Below are 18,751 nucleotides of genomic sequence, written 5' to 3'. Positions count from 1 at the left end.
CGGGCGTTTAACCCGGGTTGCAACTTGCATGGCCCGCGGGCCGGGTTGCCGGCAAGTGCCGATAGCCCGGCCGGGAAAGAGGAGGCGGAGTTTTTCATCGCCTCCGGCGCACCCGTTGCAGTGTTGTAGCTTTAAACAATGTGAATTTCTTTTACTCGTTTCACAGGAGTCATCCTGTTTGAACCGTCGGGAAAATAAACGTGTACAGGCCCGTCTTCGCCAAGCGGCTTGCCATTGTTGCTGAAGCAGAGAATCATGCCGCCCGCTTCTTCGATCGGAACGGAAACGTCTTCACCTTCCGTTTTGAAGAGGCATTTGACGGCGGAGCCTGTCACCTCCGCATTTTTTAAAAAAGGTTCAAGCTTGATCCCGAAAGTGCCGTCAAGCAATTTCTCCTTTTCATATTTTTTCTCTGATTTCAGTGTCGGCGGCGATACAGTACCTTCCCTGATTTGCCGTTCCCGGTCAATCACAAGGTCGTCTTCTTCATCTTTTACCTCTCTGAAATCTGAAAAGAACTGATCGAGATCAAATTTTCGGTCATCAAAAATCCAAACGCTCGGATCGAGCGTAATCGAATACTTTACATTTCCTGTGATCGTTACAATGCTCATGTCTCTACCACTCCCTCACAAAAATTATAAGCGCTTTCTTTCAAATTGTCACTTCTCATAACAAAAGCCCTCTCCGGGAAAGATAACAGCAACGACGCTCGGATGGAGGGAAAAAACTTGAATTGCCGGGATAATGAGGAGCTTGAATATTTTGTCACGGAAGCGAAAAAAGTGACGGACAAAGGAAAGGTTGCATCTTACATACCGGCTTTGGCTGAATTATCGGAGGACGATTTATCGGCGGCGGTCTACTTTACGGACGGGACGTGTATATCAGCGGGAGACGTGGAAAAAGCCTTCACTCTGCAAAGCATCTCAAAAGTATTGTCGCTTGCTCTCGTCCTGATCGATCACGGTCCGGAAACAGTGTTTCATTATGTAGGACAAGAGCCGACTGGTGATCCGTTTAACTCCATCATCAAACTTGAAACCGTCAACCCGGGGAAGCCGCTGAATCCGATGATAAATGCCGGAGCATTGGTGGTGACAAGCATGATTAAAGGAGAGACGAATGCCGATAAGATCGGCAGGCTTCTTGATTTTATTAAAAAACTGGCAAATAACCGGAATATTACCTTTTGTGAGAAGGTCGCCGAATCTGAATTTGAAACCTCGATGGTCAACAGGGCGATGTGCTACTACATGAAAGAGCACGGTATTTTTCAGGCTGAGGTTGAGGATGTCATGGATGTGTATACAAAGCAGTGCGCCATTGAAATGAACAGCTTAGACTTGGCGAAAATCGGTTCTGTTTTTGCTTTGAACGGCAAGCATCCCGAAACGGGAGAACAAATCATACCGAAGGATATCGCGAGAATTTGCAAAACATTTATGGTGACATGCGGAATGTATAATGCCAGCGGCGAATTCGCAATCAAAATCGGCATACCCGCCAAAAGCGGGGTTTCAGGGGGAATCATGGGTCTATCCCCATACCGTTTCGGCATCGGCATCTTCGGGCCCTCGCTTGATGAAAAGGGAAACAGCATCGCTGGAATCCGGCTTTTAGAGCTGTTATCGGCGAACTACAGTTTAAGCATTTTTTAAAACGTGAGCGGAAGCTTAAAATGCGAGTCTTTGAAATACGGCGAAAGGACAGAAATAGCTTGCTTTTTTTCGGCTGAGGCTTTATCATAAATAGAAGAATTAGGTACTCGCCTGGGGAACGGAGGGATACTTTTGGCGTCTGAGATTGTAGTCGACCATCGTGAAAAAGCACTTGCCCTGTTAAAACGTGATGCTGATAAAATCTTAAAGCTGATTCAAGTGCAAATGGACAACTTAACGATGCCTCAATGTCCTCTTTATGAAGAGGTTTTAGATACACAAATGTTCGGACTCTCTAGGGAAATTGATTTTGCTGTCCGCCTTGGATTAGTGGATGAAGAAGAGGGTAAAGAACTGCTTTACAGGCTGGAACGTGAATTGTCTGCATTACATGATGCATTTACAAAAAAATAAATGAACACCTCAGAAGAATCTTTCTGTCTGAGTCAGCTTGTCGACGACGTTTCGATAGAAACAAACTGCCGGCAGGCTTTTTTTGTTATGGAATGAGAAAGAAAACGTCCGCTGATGAAGGAATGAATGCTGTTCGTGCCGAATAAACGAAGACGCATGGTATGCCGATAAAAAAATAGAACGGCAGTCTTGGAACAGACGGACTTTTCTTTCAGACGAGATTCGAAGTCTTATGAAAAGGGTATCTTTCGTGCTTTTTAAGAAAGTGTAGTAAAATAACGAAGGAGTTACCACAAACACATTTTGAAGGCAAGTAAGGAAGAGGATAATAATATGATAAAAAGAATGCTCAAATCCTATGATTATTCATTAATCTTCGCTGTATTCCTGCTGTGCGGGTTCGGGCTCGTCATGGTGTACAGCTCAAGCATGATCACAGCCGTGACAAGGTACGGACAAGACAGCAGCTACTTTTTTGACAGGCAGCTGATGTTTTTGGTGCTCGGAACCGTCATATTTTTATGCGCGGCGCTTTTTCCGTATAAGGCTTTTGCCAATCAAAAATTCCAAAAGTTTTTGCTGCTCATTTCCGTTGTCGCTTTGTTCGGGCTGTTCGTTGTCGGACACGTGGCCGGGAATGCCCAAAGCTGGTTCAGGGTTTCGAATTACGGCATCCAGCCGGGGGAGTTTGTCAAGCTGACCGTCATCTTGTATCTTTCTTCCGTCTATGCCAAAAAGCAAAGCTATATTGACAACTTGGGAGCCGGAATCGCCCCTCCCGCGATCATCACGCTTTTCATTTGCGCACTGGTCGCTGCTCAGCCGGATGTGGGAACGGCCTTTATCATCGCTTTAATCGCTTTGTGCATTATTTTGTGCTCGGGATTCAGCGGCAAAACGCTGTTAAAGCTCGTACTTTTGGCCGGGGCTGTCCTTGTGCTCGTCAGCCCGCTCATTTATTTCAACTGGGACAGCATTTTAACAGAAGGACGGATGAATCGGTTTGAAAGCTACCAAAACCCGTTTAAAGACGCACAGAAATCTGGTTTTCAAGTCGTCAACTCCTACTTGGCGATCGGTTCGGGAGGGCTGTTCGGCCTGGGTCTCGGCGAAAGCGTGCAGAAGTATGGATATCTGCCTGAAACGCACACCGATTTCATTATGGCGGTCATCGCCGAGGAGCTCGGCATTTTCGGCGTCCTTTTTGTCGTGCTGCTGCTCGCTTTCATCGTTTTAAAAGGGTTTTATATTGCGAGAAAATGCGACGACCCGTTTGGAAGCCTGCTTGCGATCGGGATATCAAGCATGATCGCCATCCAGTCTTTCGTGAACCTGGGCGGCATATCCGGCTTGATTCCTTTGACAGGGGTGACGCTTCCGTTTATCAGCTATGGAGGGTCATCGCTCATTCTGCTGATGGCAAGCGCGGGGATATTGGTGAACATCAGCATGTTTAATGAATACTTTGACCGGTTCAAACGAAAACAGCCTGTCGATACTACAAAAACCAAAGAAAATCAATATAAAAAAAGTATAAATTTTTAAAAAACTAAGCGTGTACAATGTCCATCCGATTCATTTAGAATAGATACATACTTAAAACAGCGGATGAGGGGGAACGACATGTCACAACAGTCTATTCAAAAAGTTCTTGTTGCAAACAGAGGGGAAATCGCTATCCGCGTATTTCGCGCCTGCACAGAACTGAATATCCGTACGGTAGCGATCTATTCTAAAGAAGACAGCGGATCATACCACAGATACAAAGCCGATGAAGCATACTTGGTCGGCGAAGGGAAAAAGCCGATTGATGCTTATCTTGATATTGAAGGGATCATCGAGATTGCGAAACGCAACCATGTGGATGCCATCCATCCGGGCTACGGCTTCCTGTCTGAAAACATTCAGTTTGCCAAGCGGTGTGAAGAGGAAGGCATCATCTTTATCGGACCGACCTCCAAGCACCTCGATATGTTTGGAGACAAAGTAAAAGCCCGTGAACAAGCTGAAAAAGCAGGAATTCCCGTCATACCGGGGAGCGACGGCCCAGTGGCTGATATCGCGGAGGTCAAACAATTTGCGGAGGAGTTCGGATATCCGTTTATCATCAAAGCGTCGCTTGGCGGCGGCGGCCGCGGCATGCGGATCGTCAGAGACGAATCGGAGCTGGAGGAATCCTATAACAGGGCAAAATCAGAGGCGAAAGCCGCTTTTGGTAATGATGAAGTGTATGTCGAAAAGCTGATCGAAAAGCCGAAGCACATTGAAGTTCAAGTCATCGGAGACAAAGAAGGTAACGTGGTTCACCTTTACGACCGTGACTGCTCTGTGCAAAGGCGTCATCAAAAGGTTATCGAAATAGCGCCGAGCGTTTCGCTTTCTGAGTCCCTCCGGGAAAAGATTTGCGATGCTGCCGTTAAGCTTGCGAAGAATGTTGATTATGTCAATGCCGGTACGGTCGAATTTTTAGTTGCGAACGATGAGTTTTTCTTTATTGAAGTCAACCCGCGTGTTCAGGTGGAGCACACCATTACGGAAATGGTGACGGGTGTCGATATCGTTCAGACACAAATCCTGATTGCTGCCGGACTCAGTCTGGGCAGCAGCGAAATCAGCATTCCGAACCAGGATGCCATCACGCTGCACGGATATGCGATCCAGTCAAGGGTTACGACTGAAGACCCGTCAAACAATTTCATGCCTGACACAGGCAAAATCATGGCATATCGCTCAGGCGGCGGTTTCGGGGTGAGGCTTGATACCGGAAACAGTTTTCAGGGCGCTGTCATTACGCCTTATTATGACTCGCTGCTTGTTAAGCTTTCAACCTGGGCGCTGACGTTTGAACAGGCGGCGGCCAAAATGGTCCGCAACCTACAGGAATTCAGGATAAGGGGAATCAAAACGAATATTCCTTTCCTTGAAAACGTGGCGAAACACGAAAAATTTCTCACAGGGCAATACGACACGTCATTTATTGATACAACACCGGAACTCTTTGTCTTTCCTAAGCAGAGAGACCGTGGAACAAAAATGCTGACGTATATCGGGAACGTAACGGTCAACGGCTTCCCGGGCATTGATAAAAAGAAGAAGCCGGAGTTCGACAAGCCCCAGATCGTCAAAACGGATGTCGATCAGCCGATCGCGAGCGGAACAAAACAGATTCTTGATGAACGCGGAGCTGAAGGGCTCGTCAAATGGGTGAAAGATCAAGAGGAAGTGCTCCTCACTGATACGACGTTCCGCGATGCCCATCAGTCACTGCTTGCGACAAGATTCAGAACGCATGATTTGGAGAAAATCGCCAATCCGACAGCTGCGCTCTGGCCTGAGCTTTTCAGCCTTGAAATGTGGGGCGGCGCCACTTTTGATGTCGCTTACCGTTTCTTGAAAGAAGACCCGTGGAAAAGGCTTGAGAAGCTGCGGAAGGAAATTCCAAATACGATGTTTCAAATGCTGTTGAGATCTTCGAATGCCGTCGGGTATACAAACTACCCTGACAACCTGATTAAAAAGTTTGTCAGCGAATCCGCTGCGGCCGGAATCGATGTATTCCGCATTTTTGACAGCTTGAACTGGGTTAAAGGGATGACGCTCGCCATTGATGCAGTGCGCGAGTCGGGCAAACTTGCCGAAGCCGCGATCTGCTATACCGGAGACATTCTCGATCCGAACAGAACAAAATATAACCTTGAATATTATACGTCAATGGCAAAAGAGCTTGAATCAGCGGGGGCGCATATTCTCGGCATTAAAGATATGGCCGGCCTGCTGAGACCTCAAGCAGCATACGAACTGGTGTCAGCTTTGAAAGAGACGATCGATATTCCGATCCACTTGCATACACACGACACGAGCGGCAACGGTATTTTTATGTACGCGAAGGCGATAGAAGCAGGCGTCGACATCGTCGACGTAGCGGTCAGCTCTATGGCGGGCCTGACATCACAGCCAAGCGCAAGCTCGCTTTATCATGCGCTTGAAGGCGATAAACGCCGTCCGCAGCTGAATGTCGATGCGGTAGAGTCGCTGTCTCAATATTGGGAGTCTGTCAGAAAATACTACAGCGAGTTTGAGAGCGGCATGAACGCGCCTCATACCGAAATTTACAAGCATGAAATGCCTGGCGGCCAATACAGCAACCTTCAGCAGCAGGCTAAGGGAGTCGGCCTCGGTGATCGCTGGAATGAAGTGAAAGAAATGTACAGCCGGGTCAACCACCTGTTCGGGGACATCGTAAAGGTTACGCCGTCATCTAAAGTCGTCGGGGATATGGCACTTTACATGGTGCAAAATAACCTGACGGAAGATGATATTTACGAAAGAGGAGAATCACTCGATTTTCCTGACTCAGTAGTCGAGCTTTTTAAAGGGTATATCGGCCAGCCTCACGGCGGATTCCCTGAGAAATTGCAAAAGCTGATTTTGAAAGGGCAGGAGCCGATTACAGTGCGCCCTGGAGAACTTCTCGAACCCGTTTCGTTTGACGATATAAAAGCGGAGTTTAAGGAAACGCATGATCTGGAGCTTTCCGATCAGGATGCTGTTGCATATGCGCTTTATCCGAAAGTGTTTACCGAGTATGTTAAGACAGCGGAACTGTACGGGGACATCTCAGTGCTTGATACACCGACCTTCTTCTACGGCATGACGCTCGGCGAAGAAATCGAAGTCGAGATCGAAAGAGGGAAAACGCTGATCGTCAAACTTGTCTCTATCGGCGAACCGCGTCCTGATGCAACGAGAGTCGTCTACTTTGAACTGAACGGCCAGCCTCGCGAAGTGGTCATTAAAGACGAAAGCATTAAATCGTCCGTTCATCAAAAGGTGAAAGCCGACCGTTCAAACCCGAATCATATCGCGGCGTCCATGCCGGGAACGGTGATTAAGCTTCTTGTAAGCAAAGGGGACCAAGTGAAGAAGGGCGATCATTTAATGATCAATGAAGCAATGAAAATGGAAACGACCGTTCAGGCTCCGTTTTCAGGAACTGTTGAAAACATTCATGTGACAAACGGAGAAGCCATTCAAACCGGCGACCTCCTCATTGAGCTGAAAAAATAAAAGTGCGGCCGCTGACTTTTGTCGGCGGCCTTTTTTTATGAAAAAATCCCCCGCAACAGGCGGGGGATCAACCGTTTATTGTTATTTTTGCGCCTGTCTGCGATAGCGCGCAACAAGCAGCAGGAAGTAGCAAAGGATTCCGAACAGGCAGGAAATGAAGAAAGCGTGGGCGAGTGCAAATCCCAAATCCAGCCTGCTGTAGACAACCGCAATTCCTGAGGCAGCCTGAAGGATAATCAGGATCAGGGAAATCATCCAGCCCCAATAAATGCGTTTTTGATTTTTATACTGTTTGGCCGCATGTATCGCTGCCGCAATGATCCAAGCGAACAGAAGAAGCGCCGCAGCCCTGTGTCCCATCTGCACCCATTCGTGAAACTTCCCTGGGAGCCAGCCGTTTTGTGTGCTGCACATCGGAAAGTCAAGGCACGCAAGGCTTGACTTCGTATGCCGGACATATGCGCCTGTATAAACGACGACATATGTGTATATAATGATTCCTATCATATGAAACTGCATGGTTTTTCCTATATAAAACGATTCGGCTTTCTGCTTGCTGTCAGCTTCAAACACGAGGAGCGTCAACAGCAGAACAGATGCAAAGGAAATAAGCGAGATTCCGAAGTGCAAAGCCATGATCAGGGCCGAAGACCCGAAGACGACCGCCGCAGCGCCCAGGAGCGCCTGAAGAATGAGGAAGACGACCGACATCACCGCAAGAAATTTCGTTTCTCTAATATGGCCGATTTTTTTCCATGTCCAAATGGCGAGAGCCAGCACAAGGACGCCGGATGTGCCGCTGACAAACCTGTGGCTCCATTCGATAATCGATTCAAGGGTTAGAGCCGGGAATATGCTTCCGTTGCAAAGCGGCCAAGATCTGCCGCAGCCCATTCCCGAACCCGTCTTTGTGACGAGGGCGCCGCCGATCAGCACGAAAAGCATGGCGATAGTTGTGATAATTCCCAAGCCTTTTAATGCTTTATTCATAAATTCAATTCTCCTTTTTTAATGCAAACTGACTAATAAAAAGATATTTGCCACCTTCAAGTGTAAGCGAATTGATGTTCTGCTGCAATTCATAATGATTATTGTTCACAAAAATGCAATAGAAGGCGTTCACATTTTTATTGGTTTTGAAGACTTGATAATTGTGGCTTCGTTTGATAGAACTATATTAGAATGACAGTGGTTTTCCGCTCTTGTTCACAATTTTTCCTTCATCTGTAAAGAAAGTCATAAAAAGTTCACAAATATAAACCGGTTTGTCGATTAATATTTAATAGGCTGTTTTTTTCCAACCGGTAATCTTGTATGATAGAGTTGTAGGTTTTTTATGAATATACCGCTTCTCTTGACGTGATGAAGGTTTGAGTAAGGGGGGTTAGTATTATGGCTGAAACAAGAATTACAGCTGATACAGCAATGAATGGACAAATAGAAGAGACGACAGCATGGAAAGATTTCCTCGCCCTTATCAAAGTCGGGATTGTTTACTCGAACCTGATAACAACTTTTACGGGCTTGTGGCTCGCTTTTTACTTTTCAAATCTGAGCTTTCTAGGAAACCTTGATATCGTGCTGTTCACTTTAGCGGGATCCTCGCTTATTATCGCAGGATCATGCGTCATCAACAACTATTATGACCGTGATATTGACCAGCTTATGCAGCGGACGAGAACAAGGCCGACGGTGACTGGTAAAATCCAGCCTTCACAGGCATTGTGGTTCGGCATTCTGCTGACTGCGCTCGGTTTTATCATGCTGCTGATGACCAATCTGACAACTGCCGCAGTAGGCTTTGTCGGCGTCTTTACGTACGTGTTTCTATACACGATGTGGTCAAAGCGCCGCTATACCGTTAATACGATTATCGGAAGTGTGTCAGGGGCTGTTCCTCCTTTGATCGGATGGACCGCTGTCCAAGGCTCCATCGGAGTTGAGGCATGGGTGCTGTTTTTAATCATGTTTATTTGGCAGATTCCCCACTTTCTGGCGCTTGCGATTAAGAAAACGGAGGAATACAGAGCTGCAAATATACCGATGCTGCCTGTTGTACACGGTTTTGAAGTGACGAAAAGGCAAATCATCATTTGGATTGCCTGCTTAATGCCGCTGCCGTTTTTCCTGGGCGGACTCGGACTGCCGATCGTCATTTTGGGAACGGTACTCAATATCGGCTGGCTCGTTTGCGGTCTGGTCGGTTACAGAAGCAAAAATATCATGAAGTGGGCAACGCTCATGTTTGTATATTCATTAAATTACTTGACCATATTCTTCGTTGCCATGGTCGTATTCACACTTTTTAAAATTGGATAGAACTCTATAATTCATCACATTGAAGGCTGTCACTTAACACTTCAAACAGACAACAATCATGTAAAAGCCGCCTTATCGATTTTTTTCGATTATGTTTAACAAGGCGGCTTTACGTTCATACATAGATGGTATTTTGAGTAAAAAACCTCATTATTTAAGAAATGAGGAAATGTAAGTGCTTTAATTTAAGTGGGGAGTCAGATGAATGAATAGGTGTCCTATAAACGTTTGAACAGTGAAAGTTTCAAAAGGATTGATTGAAAAGGGGTTGGGAAGAAATGTTAAAGAAATGGCGTCTGATGTCGCTGTTCACTATTTTGGCGCTCGTTTTAGCAGGGTGCGGAGAACCGTTCATATCAACGCTGCAGCCGGCGGGCGAGGTGGCTGATCAGCAGTATTTCCTAATGATTCTCAGCACGCTGATCATGGTTGTTGTTGTAGTGGTGGTAAGTTTCATTTTCGTATTTGTCATCGTCAGGTACAGAAGATCTAAGCTCGGTGATGACCACATCCCGAAACAGGTTGAAGGAAACCGCAATTTAGAAATTTTATGGACTGTTATTCCAATTCTTCTCCTTCTTATCCTGGTTGTTCCTGTTGTCGCACAGACCTTTGATCTTGCTGATACAAAACCGATGGATAAGAAAAACAGGGATCCGGAGAAGGCGCTGGTCGTCAATGTCCGGGCGAACCTTTACTGGTGGGAATTCGAATATCCTGACTACGGCGTGGTGACGAGCCAGGAGCTGGTCGTGCCGACCGATGAACGCGTTTACTTTAAGCTGAAAGCTTCCGATGTCAAACATTCATTCTGGGTTCCTTCAGTCGGGGGTAAGATTGATACGAACACAGACAATGAAAACAAATTCTTCTTAACGTTCGATTCAAAACGCGCTGAAAAAGCCGGAGACTATTTCTACGGGAAATGCGCCGAGCTCTGCGGACCTTCCCATGCTTTAATGGACTTTAAAGTTAAAGCGGTTTCGAAGGATGAGTTCAAGGAATGGATGAGCGATATGGAAAACTATAAAGCGGGGGCGAAAACCGATCTCGCTGTTGAAGGAGAAAAAGTGTTCAAAGAGAAAAACTGCCTGAGCTGTCATGCGACCGATTCAAAAGACCAAAGGGCGGAAGCGGCCAGAACGGCTCCGAACCTCGCGACTTTTGGAGACCGGTCGACGATCGCCGGTGTGAAGGAATTCAGCGATGAAAACTTGAGAGCGTGGCTCAAGGATCCTGAAAGCATAAAACCGGGCAACAAAATGACCGGCACATACCCTGATTTGAGCGACAAGGAACTTGATGCACTGACTGAATATTTAAAGGGGTTAAAAACGGAAGACTAACGCTTCAAAGGGAGAATGAGGGAGGTTACATTGTGAGTACGCTTAAGAAAAAGCAAGGTTTTGGGGCTGTATTATGGGACTATTTAACGACTGTCGATCATAAAAAGATTGCCATCCTTTATTTGCTGGGCGGCGGGTTCTTCTTTGTGCTCGGCGGAATCGAAGCGATGCTGATCAGGGTTCAGCTGATGATACCGAACAATGACATCATGAGCGGCGGAGTCTACAATGAGATCATGACGATGCACGGTACAACGATGATTTTCCTGGCAGCGATGCCGCTTTTGTTCGCACTGATGAATGCCGTCGTTCCGCTGCAGATAGGCGCGAGGGATGTTGCGTTTCCATTTTTGAACTCGCTCGGCTTCTGGCTGTTCCTTTTCGGCGGCATCTTTCTGAATTTAAGCTGGTTTTTGGGAGGGGCACCCGATGCCGGCTGGACGTCTTACGCGTCGCTTTCCCTTCATTCCGAAGGGCACGGGATCGATTTCTATGTTCTCGGTCTGCAAATTGCCGGGATCGGTACGCTGATTGCCGGAATTAACTTTCTCGCGACGATTATCAATATGAGGGCGCCGGGCATGACATACATGAGGCTGCCGCTTTTCACATGGACGACATTCGTCGCTTCGGCTTTGATTTTATTCGCGTTCCCGCCGCTGACCGTAGGCATCGCGCTCTTGATGCTGGACCGGTTGTTCGGAACGAGCTTTTTCAATCCGGAATTAGGCGGTAATACGATCATTTGGGAGCATCTGTTCTGGATCTTCGGACACCCTGAAGTTTATATTCTCGTACTCCCGGCGTTCGGAATCTTTTCGGAAATCATTCCGGTTTTTGCGAGAAAAAGGCTGTTCGGTTATTCTTCAATGGTATTTGCGACCGTATTGATCGGCTTTTTAGGCTTCATGGTTTGGGCCCACCATATGTTTACAACGGGACTCGGGCCTGTGGCGAACGCCATTTTTGCGGTGGCGACGATGGCCATTGCCGTCCCGACCGGAATTAAAATCTTCAACTGGCTGCTCACGGCTTGGGGCGGGAGCATTAAGTTTACAACGCCGATGCTTTATGCGATTTCTTTTATCCCGTCGTTTGTCATGGGCGGGGTGACAGGTGTCATGCTTGCTGCTGCACCGGCTGACTATCAGTTCCACGACACGTACTTTGTCGTGGCTCACTTCCATTACGTCATCATCGGCGGAGTGGTGTTTGCCATCCTCGCCGGCGCTCATTACTGGTGGCCGAAAATGTTCGGGAAAATGCTGAGCGAAGCGTTGGGCAAAATAACATTTGTGCTCTTTTTCATCGGGTTCCATCTGACTTTCTTCATCCAGCATTGGCTCGGGTTGTGGGGAATGCCGAGACGCGTGTTCACATACTTGCCGAATCAGGGATTTGACATGGCGAACTTAATCAGTTCAATCGGAGCTGTGTTTATGGCGGCTGCTGTCATCATACTCGTGATCAATATTATCGTGACGACTGCCAAAGGGGAAAAAGTCGGCAGCGATCCTTGGCATGACGGAAGAACGCTTGAGTGGGCCGTTTCTTCACCGCCTCCTGAATACAACTTTAAACAGCTGCCTCTGGTCAGAGGCCTTGATGCTTTATGGATCGAAAAAAGAGCCGGCAAGCAGTCAATGACCGCCGCGGAGCCGCTTCAGGACGTCCATATGCCAAACGGATCGATTCTCCCGTTCATCATGTCACTCGGGCTGTTTATATCCGCTTTCGGCTTCATGTACCGGACGGAATTTGCCTGGGGGCTGCCTGTCATTCTGATTGGATTAGGAATCACATTATTTATGATGCTTCTCCGGTCTGTAATTGATGACCACGGGTATCATATTCATAAAGAAGAACTGATGGATGATGACGACAAAGGGGTGAAGGCATAATGCATACAGAAGAGAAATTAACGGCTGAAACCTTCCCGGCTTCTCCTGAAAAAGCTACATTAGAAGGAAAAAATAAGTTTATCGGCTTTTGGCTATTTCTCGGAGGAGAGACGGTTCTTTTCGCGTCTCTCTTCGCAACATACCTTGCGCTGAAGAATTCAAATGCAGGAGGGCCGAAAACGACTGAGATGTTTGACATGGGGCTGGTCTTTCTGGCGACAATGCTCCTTTTAACGAGCAGTTTAACGAGCGTATATGCCATGTATCATATGAAGAACTTTGCTTTTAAAAAGATGCAGGTTTGGCTCGGAATCACTGTTCTGCTCGGTGCAGGCTTCCTGGCGCTTGAAATATATGAATTCACCCATTATATTCACGAATATGGGTTCACCATTCAAAGCTCGGCTCTCGGCTCCGCTTTTTATACGCTAGTCGGCACGCACGGTGCGCACGTTACGTTCGGGCTGCTCTGGATTCTTTCTTTGATGATCAGAAATGCGCGCCGCGGATTAAGCCTTTACAACGCGCCGAAGTTTTTTGTCGCAAGCCTCTATTGGCATTTTATCGACGTTGTCTGGGTGTTTATCTTTACCGTTGTATACTTGATGGGGATGGTGGGATAAAAATGGTGAATAACGAAAACAGAGGGAATCCCAAAACAGATCTTGCCTACCGTAAAAAGAAAAACGCGGAGGACATGAGATATCAGGTTATTTCATTCGGTTTGATGATCGGCTTGACCCTTGTCGCTTTTTTAACGGTCGCCTCAGATGCAGGCGTATGGTTTACGGTGCCGTTCATTCTGCTGCTGGCCGTCATTCAGGTTGCATTTCAGCTGTACTACTTCATGCATATGAGTCAGCGGGGGCATGAAGCGCCGACTTTGTTCCTTTATTCGGGCGTTTTGGTCGCTTTTGTTACCGTTTTGGCTTTTGTGACGCTTATCTGGTGGTAATCGAACCGACATACAGAAAGGAGGATGCCTCATGTTGGGCAGCCTTGAAATATTCGGTTTTCGCGCCCTGTGGAGCCCCTATTTCCTAGGGGCTGTCGTTTTCATAACCGGCCTTTACTTTTTTCTGATGAAACGATTTGGATCAGAAGAAGAGCGGGCATCCAGGAAAGAAATCGGTTTATTCGTGACAGCGATGTTTCTTTTATACGCGTCTAAAGGCAGTCCGATTGATTTGCTGGGACATATTATGTTCAGCGCGCATATGGCGCAAATGGCGGTTTTATATTTGATCGTACCGCCTTTGATCATCCTTGGCATACCGCCTTGGTTTTGGAAAAAGGTCATTATTCTGCCGGTCGTCAAGCCGCTGTTCCGGTTTTTTTCAAAACCATTGATCGCGATTATCGTGTTTAACGGTTTATTTTCGATGTATCACATTCCTTTGGTGTTTGATTTTATTAAGACAGATGCCGTTTATCATGCCGTCATTACGGTGCTGATCTTCATTGCGGCGTTTTTCATGTGGTGGCCGCTCGTTCACAAGGTCGAGGAGCTTCCGCAAATGAACGGACTTTTGAAACTCGGCTACATTATGGCTGACGGCATTTTGCTGACACCGGCGTGCGCGCTGATCATGTTCAGCGATACGACCCTGTATTCGACATATTCAGATCCTTCCGCATGGGCGGAGGCAATGAAACTGTGCGTTCCTCTCGATACGCTGAGCGGAATGACGCTTACAGGTCCGGAAATGTTCAGCAGCATGCCTGTTCTGGAAGATCAGCAGCTTGGCGCGATCGTCATGAAAATCTTACAGGAAATCGTGTACGGGACATTTTTGGCGATTATCTTTTTCGGATGGGCGAGGAAGGAAAGAGCCAAAGACGAAAAGGAACTGGAAGAAGAGCGATACTCGCCGTCTACGGTTCATTAAGATGAAAAAAGGGTACAGCCTCATCAGAGGGGCTGTACCCTTTTTATGTACGTCTGCTACACTTCAAGCGCTGAAACTTTTTCTTTGATTGAATTCAGCACCGTCTTGCTTGTTTTGAGGAGCTGCGGCGGGAAATGTTCGTTTTCACCGTATTCCACTCCATGCGGATAATAATATTTGCCCAGAAGCGGTGTCATCAGTTTGATGACCGCGCGCCGGGCGCCCACATCGCCTTCGACGGCATATCCGAACACGCGGAGGTAGTACCTGCCTTCCACCATATCGAATTTGCGGTCATATGTGACGCGTTCATAATCCCATTGGCCAGCTCTTACGAACCCTTCGTTTTCCATGATGTCGTCTAACCGGTTAAGGTCAGCAGTCAAGCCTTCGATACCGGATTCTTCAAATTTCATCCCGTAAAACCCCCTTTAAAAAATTACCTTTACTGACAATCATAGTATGAAAGCGTTAAACTTTCAATCCTGGCTTTAGCCGATATATAAATATTTTTGTGAACAGTATGAATCGCGGGCGGCTTGACGACAATATGAACAAACGAAAGACAAGAGGAGGTCTTCTGATTGACACGTGTGAAAGATATTATGACAAAGGAAATATTATATTGTACAGTTCTTGATAATGTGTACGAGGCTGCCGTGAAAATGAAAGACGGAAATGTCGGAGCGATTCCGGTTGTGCTTGATGACGGTTTGGAACTGGTTGGGATCGTTACTGACCGGGATTTGGTGCTGCGGGGGATCGCCGTTAAAAAACCAAATTCGCAAAAAATTACAAATGTCATGACGACGGATCTCATTACGGTAAGTGAAGACGATTCAATTGAAAAAGCGGTTGATCTCATGGGAGATTATCAGATCAGGAGGGTCCCGGTTACACGGGGAAAGACGCTTGCGGGCATCATTACGCTAGGCGATGTTTCAACCCACAAAAAATCAAACCGGCAGGCTGGCGACGCGCTGACATTTATATCGGAAAACGAAGAGAGGCCTGGAGATTTTCTTCATTAAAACATATTTTGTCGCACATCTTAATAGGCTGTATTATCATTGAAAATTCATGTCAGTTCTGTTTAAATGACACTAAAGGCAAGTTTTTGATGCGGTGCGCCGTTTTATGGATAGATTGATCCGTCAGTCGGAGGTGAAAGTTTGAAAAATATATTAAGAGCGATTGTGATCCTTCTCATCGTTGCGGCTTCATACACGCTGTTTATTCAATACGGTTCAACACCTGAGAAAATTGTGAAGGAAGACAAGCCGCAAGTCTCAAACGAGGATGCGAAAAAAGAGAAATCCTTGAACATTCCCGATTCCGGCTTGCTTTCTTTTATCGGAGAGTCGGCTGAGACGATCGAAAAGAAACTGGGGAAACCGGACAGGGTCGATCCTTCAGCATATGATTATGAATGGTGGGTCTATAGCCAAGGGGCAAAACAGTACGTTCAAATCGGCTTGCTTGGCGGCAAGGCCGTGACATTGTTTGCGACAGGCGACGGGTTGAACACCGCTCCGTTTAAAATTGGACGGCCGTCAAGGGAAGTTTTCAAAACCGCCCAGATCGCCCCTTATGTCAATGTTCAATATAAAGGCAGTTCATACCGTTTCGAATTTTCTGAGGAAGACATGAATACAAGGCCGACGGTGAAAGTCGGAGACATTTATGTTCAGCTGTATATGGATAAATTCGAGGGAACGCTGTCAAGCATCAGGGCATTTGATGCGCCGACTTTCATCAAGCAAAGGCCGTATGAAGTTGTCTACAGAGGCACCCTGATCGAACCTCAAGCATTGACAGAATCGGATTGGAAAAAAATCGAGAAAGCAAATGAGAAGCAGATCTTTGATTTGACGAATGTCATCCGCGCAAGACACGGTCTTTCCCAGCTCTCTTGGGATGAAGGCGTATCAAAAGTGGCATACGGCCACAGCAGCGACATGAAAGAGCACCATTATTTCTCCCATGTGTCAGAAACGGAAGGCACGCTCAAAGACAGGCTGGAAAAAGGGAAAGTGAACTTTGAGCAGGCGGGGGAAAATATTGCGCTCAACTATGTCGACGGGCCTGCGGCGGTTGAAGGCTGGTTAAACAGCGAAGGACATAGAAAAGCGCTATTAAATGCCGACTATACTCATCTCGGAGTCGGGGTGGACGAGAAATATTATACGCAGAACTTTATTAAAGAATGGCACTAGAGCCCGGGATCATACCCGGGTTTTTAGTTTTTAGAGAAAACCATGAAACTTTTAATGTTTGGTCTGCTGCTCACTCTTCCGCACGGACTCCTATAAAAAGAGGAATTTTTAGGCGAACACATTTTGCCGGGGCGGATTACACTATAGCAGGCATATGTTTTCGGAGGGGGTGTAGACGTTGGCAAATCAAAACGCGCAATCATCCATTGATGAATTTAAGCAATTTATTAAACGGCATCCTAAGTTGATTTCCGAAGTCCGGAAACAAGAAAAAAGCTGGCAGGAAGTATATGAAAACTGGGTTTTGCTCGGGGAAGACGATTCGATTTGGGATCCGTACAGGGAAAAAGAAGCTTCGGCAGAAAAGGAGCCTTCTGCTGGCGGCAAAAACGATTTCATTTCAAAAATGGTGACGGCCGTCCGAAAGATGGATGCCAATCAAATGAATGAGCAGATCAATAAAATGAGCCAGTCTATTTCTTCGCTGCAAAGCTTGCTCAGCCAGTTTTCGGGCGGAAGCCAAAAACAGCAGAATCAAAGCGGCGGCGAGCATCCGTTTTCTTTCCGAAAAGATTAGGGAAGGAGTCAGACATGCGTAAAGAAGTGCAGGAGTATGTGTTCGCTGATGAAGAGCGCCGCCGGTTCATCCGTGAGCAGCCGGTCTGGTACCGCAAGCTTTCGCGGAATCCGAATGACTTGTCAGCCTTTCATCTCGATATGATGAACTTTTATGAAAAAACGATTCCTCACAGGGTCAACCAGCTATCGGGCGGCATTCAGATGGCCCAGATGATGCTTCAAATGTTTCATGCGATGCGCACTCAGGATTAATTTAAAGCCTGAGTCTTTTTTTATGATGATAAATCGCGTCATTCTGGCAAAGCTAGGTGTAAAGGAGTTGATCTGTGATGAAAAAGTGCTGGCTTGTAATCATGTTGTGCCTCTTGCTGGCCGGCTGCGCCACCCATAAACCAAAACCCAAGGGCGTTTCAGAATGGCGCGATGCAGCTTGTGCAAGCGAAGTTTTTGGAAAATAATAGTTTGGAGGCGGCACAGACATTTTTGAAAACGGCTGTTTTGTGATACACTATAGCTGGAGGTGCATGTCTATGTTTGCCACAATGGAATCGTTGCGGCTTCAAAATGAAGCATATGATTTGGCCAACATGATTCTTCAATCAGAGGCGGCTGAACATTACAGAAAATGCTACAAGCGTCTCCGCGAAGATGAAGAGGCCGGACGTATTATCGCTTCGTTTACGAAAATAAAAGAACAGTATGAGGATGTGCAGCGCTTTGGCAAGTATCATCCTGATTATAAAGAGATATCCAAGAAAATGAGGGAAATCAAACGGGAGCTTGACCTTCACAATACAGTAGCCGAATTTAAAAAGGCGGAAACCGAGCTGCAATCTATCCTAGATGAAGTCAGCGTGGAAATCGGTCAGGCTGTATCAAAACATATCAAAGTACCGACTGGAAACCCTTATTTTGATAATCTTTCATCTTGCGGCGGCGGCTGCGGGTCAGGCGGAAGCTGCGGCTGTAAAGTTTCCTGATGAGGCTCGGTCGCCCCGAGTCTCGTTTTTTTTAGAACTTCATGCACACAGCGACAGGCAGGTGAACAATTTGGAAATCAGGCGTCAAGGCTTAATCGTTTGGCTGCACTCCTTGAAGCAGGCGAAAATGCTCAGGAAATTCGGAAATGTTCATTACGTTTCAAAGCGGCTGAAATATGTAGTGGTTTATTGCAATATGGAAGATGCCGAAAGAATCATCGCTAAAATACGTTCGTACTCTTTTGTCAAACAGGTGGATCTTTCATACAAACCGTTCTTGAAAATGGAGTTTGAATCCAAGCAGGATAAAGCGAAAGAATACGACTATAAAGCCGGGCTCTAACTTGCTTTATTTTAAAAAAATCCCCGCAGAAATACC

20 protein-coding genes are annotated in these 18,751 nt (G+C 46.6%); 17 read left to right on the top strand and 3 right to left on the bottom strand.

The features are described from left to right. Positions 1 to 131: 131 nt before the first annotated feature. A complete protein-coding gene (locus M1E03_RS13390) occupies positions 132 to 614 on the bottom strand; it encodes a hypothetical protein (protein WP_020451267.1) in 483 nt (160 codons plus the stop codon). Between the two features lie 102 nt (positions 615 to 716). On the opposite strand from M1E03_RS13390, the gene glsA reads away from it, so the two are divergent. The 4 genes from glsA (at position 717) to pyc (ending at position 7,142) form a co-directional block, all read left to right on the top strand. Next, on the top strand, positions 717 to 1,661 hold the full coding sequence (gene glsA, locus M1E03_RS13385; protein ID WP_371268713.1) for a glutaminase A: 945 nt from the start codon (positions 717 to 719) through the stop codon (positions 1,659 to 1,661). A 132-nt stretch (positions 1,662 to 1,793) separates the two neighbouring features. Then, positions 1,794 to 2,075, top strand: a complete 282-nt coding sequence (locus tag M1E03_RS13380) for a YlaN family protein (protein WP_003181465.1) — start codon at positions 1,794 to 1,796, stop codon at positions 2,073 to 2,075. A 333-nt stretch (positions 2,076 to 2,408) separates the two neighbouring features. Beyond that, positions 2,409 to 3,620 (top strand): FtsW/RodA/SpoVE family cell cycle protein, encoded by a 1,212-nt coding sequence (locus M1E03_RS13375; protein WP_020451269.1) that lies wholly within the window; start codon positions 2,409 to 2,411, stop codon positions 3,618 to 3,620. Positions 3,621 to 3,698: 78 nt separating this feature from the next. Continuing rightward, entirely contained in the window at positions 3,699 to 7,142 is a 3,444-nt protein-coding gene (gene pyc, locus M1E03_RS13370; protein ID WP_020451270.1) for a pyruvate carboxylase, read from the top strand. Between the two features lie 81 nt (positions 7,143 to 7,223). Here pyc and M1E03_RS13365 read toward each other — a convergent pair whose 3' ends face one another. Further along, positions 7,224 to 8,132: a COX15/CtaA family protein gene (locus M1E03_RS13365; protein WP_020451271.1), complete on the bottom strand. Its 909-nt coding sequence runs from the start codon at positions 8,130 to 8,132 to the stop codon at positions 7,224 to 7,226. Positions 8,133 to 8,534: 402 nt separating this feature from the next. Here M1E03_RS13365 and cyoE point away from each other — a divergent pair, with 402 nt between their 5' ends. The 6 genes from cyoE (at position 8,535) to ctaG (ending at position 14,597) form a co-directional block, all read left to right on the top strand. Continuing rightward, positions 8,535 to 9,461, top strand: a complete 927-nt coding sequence (gene cyoE, locus M1E03_RS13360) for a heme o synthase (RefSeq protein WP_020451272.1) — start codon at positions 8,535 to 8,537, stop codon at positions 9,459 to 9,461. Positions 9,462 to 9,739: 278 nt separating this feature from the next. Beyond that, a complete protein-coding gene (coxB, locus tag M1E03_RS13355) occupies positions 9,740 to 10,807 on the top strand; it encodes a cytochrome c oxidase subunit II (RefSeq protein ID WP_020451273.1) in 1,068 nt (355 codons plus the stop codon). Positions 10,808 to 10,839: 32 nt separating this feature from the next. Continuing rightward, entirely contained in the window at positions 10,840 to 12,708 is a 1,869-nt protein-coding gene (gene ctaD / locus M1E03_RS13350) for a cytochrome c oxidase subunit I (protein WP_020451274.1), read from the top strand. Beyond that, the gene (gene ctaE / locus M1E03_RS13345; protein ID WP_020451275.1) at positions 12,708 to 13,331 is read left to right on the top strand and encodes a cytochrome c oxidase subunit III; all 624 of its coding nucleotides are present in this window, start codon (positions 12,708 to 12,710) and stop codon (positions 13,329 to 13,331) included. Before ctaD ends, ctaE begins: the two co-directional genes overlap by 1 nt. Positions 13,332 to 13,333: 2 nt before the next feature. Next, the gene (gene ctaF, locus M1E03_RS13340) at positions 13,334 to 13,663 is read left to right on the top strand and encodes a cytochrome c oxidase subunit IVB (RefSeq protein ID WP_020451276.1); all 330 of its coding nucleotides are present in this window, start codon (positions 13,334 to 13,336) and stop codon (positions 13,661 to 13,663) included. Between the two features lie 34 nt (positions 13,664 to 13,697). Further along, on the top strand, positions 13,698 to 14,597 hold the full coding sequence (gene ctaG, locus M1E03_RS13335) for a cytochrome c oxidase assembly factor CtaG (RefSeq protein WP_023857263.1): 900 nt from the start codon (positions 13,698 to 13,700) through the stop codon (positions 14,595 to 14,597). A gap of 56 nt (positions 14,598 to 14,653) precedes the next feature. Here the strand turns inward: ctaG and M1E03_RS13330 are convergent, their stop codons facing one another. Continuing rightward, on the bottom strand, positions 14,654 to 15,013 hold the full coding sequence (locus tag M1E03_RS13330) for a YugN family protein (protein ID WP_020451278.1): 360 nt from the start codon (positions 15,011 to 15,013) through the stop codon (positions 14,654 to 14,656). A 168-nt stretch (positions 15,014 to 15,181) separates the two neighbouring features. Between M1E03_RS13330 and M1E03_RS13325 the strand changes: the two genes are divergently transcribed. The 7 genes from M1E03_RS13325 (at position 15,182) to M1E03_RS13295 (ending at position 18,715) form a co-directional block, all read left to right on the top strand. Beyond that, positions 15,182 to 15,628 (top strand): CBS domain-containing protein, encoded by a 447-nt coding sequence (locus M1E03_RS13325; protein ID WP_023857262.1) that lies wholly within the window; start codon positions 15,182 to 15,184, stop codon positions 15,626 to 15,628. Positions 15,629 to 15,769: 141 nt separating this feature from the next. Then, the gene (locus M1E03_RS13320; protein ID WP_020451280.1) at positions 15,770 to 16,813 is read left to right on the top strand and encodes a CAP domain-containing protein; all 1,044 of its coding nucleotides are present in this window, start codon (positions 15,770 to 15,772) and stop codon (positions 16,811 to 16,813) included. 178 nt (positions 16,814 to 16,991) lie between these two features. After that, the gene (ylbD, locus tag M1E03_RS13315) at positions 16,992 to 17,390 is read left to right on the top strand and encodes a YlbD family protein (protein WP_020451281.1); all 399 of its coding nucleotides are present in this window, start codon (positions 16,992 to 16,994) and stop codon (positions 17,388 to 17,390) included. 14 nt (positions 17,391 to 17,404) lie between these two features. Then, positions 17,405 to 17,644: a YlbE-like family protein gene (locus M1E03_RS13310; RefSeq protein WP_020451282.1), complete on the top strand. Its 240-nt coding sequence runs from the start codon at positions 17,405 to 17,407 to the stop codon at positions 17,642 to 17,644. 77 nt (positions 17,645 to 17,721) lie between these two features. Further along, complete coding sequence (locus tag M1E03_RS13305) at positions 17,722 to 17,850, top strand: hypothetical protein (RefSeq protein WP_256163750.1); 129 nt, start codon at positions 17,722 to 17,724, stop codon at positions 17,848 to 17,850. 72 nt (positions 17,851 to 17,922) lie between these two features. Continuing rightward, a complete protein-coding gene (locus M1E03_RS13300; protein ID WP_095290416.1) occupies positions 17,923 to 18,372 on the top strand; it encodes a YlbF family regulator in 450 nt (149 codons plus the stop codon). Between the two features lie 70 nt (positions 18,373 to 18,442). Continuing rightward, positions 18,443 to 18,715, top strand: a complete 273-nt coding sequence (locus tag M1E03_RS13295) for a YlbG family protein (RefSeq protein ID WP_009328559.1) — start codon at positions 18,443 to 18,445, stop codon at positions 18,713 to 18,715. Positions 18,716 to 18,751: the final 36 nt, after the last annotated feature.

The organism is Bacillus sp. PK6-013 (assembly GCF_054161445.1).
This window is presented reverse-complemented; position numbering and strand designations above follow the sequence as displayed.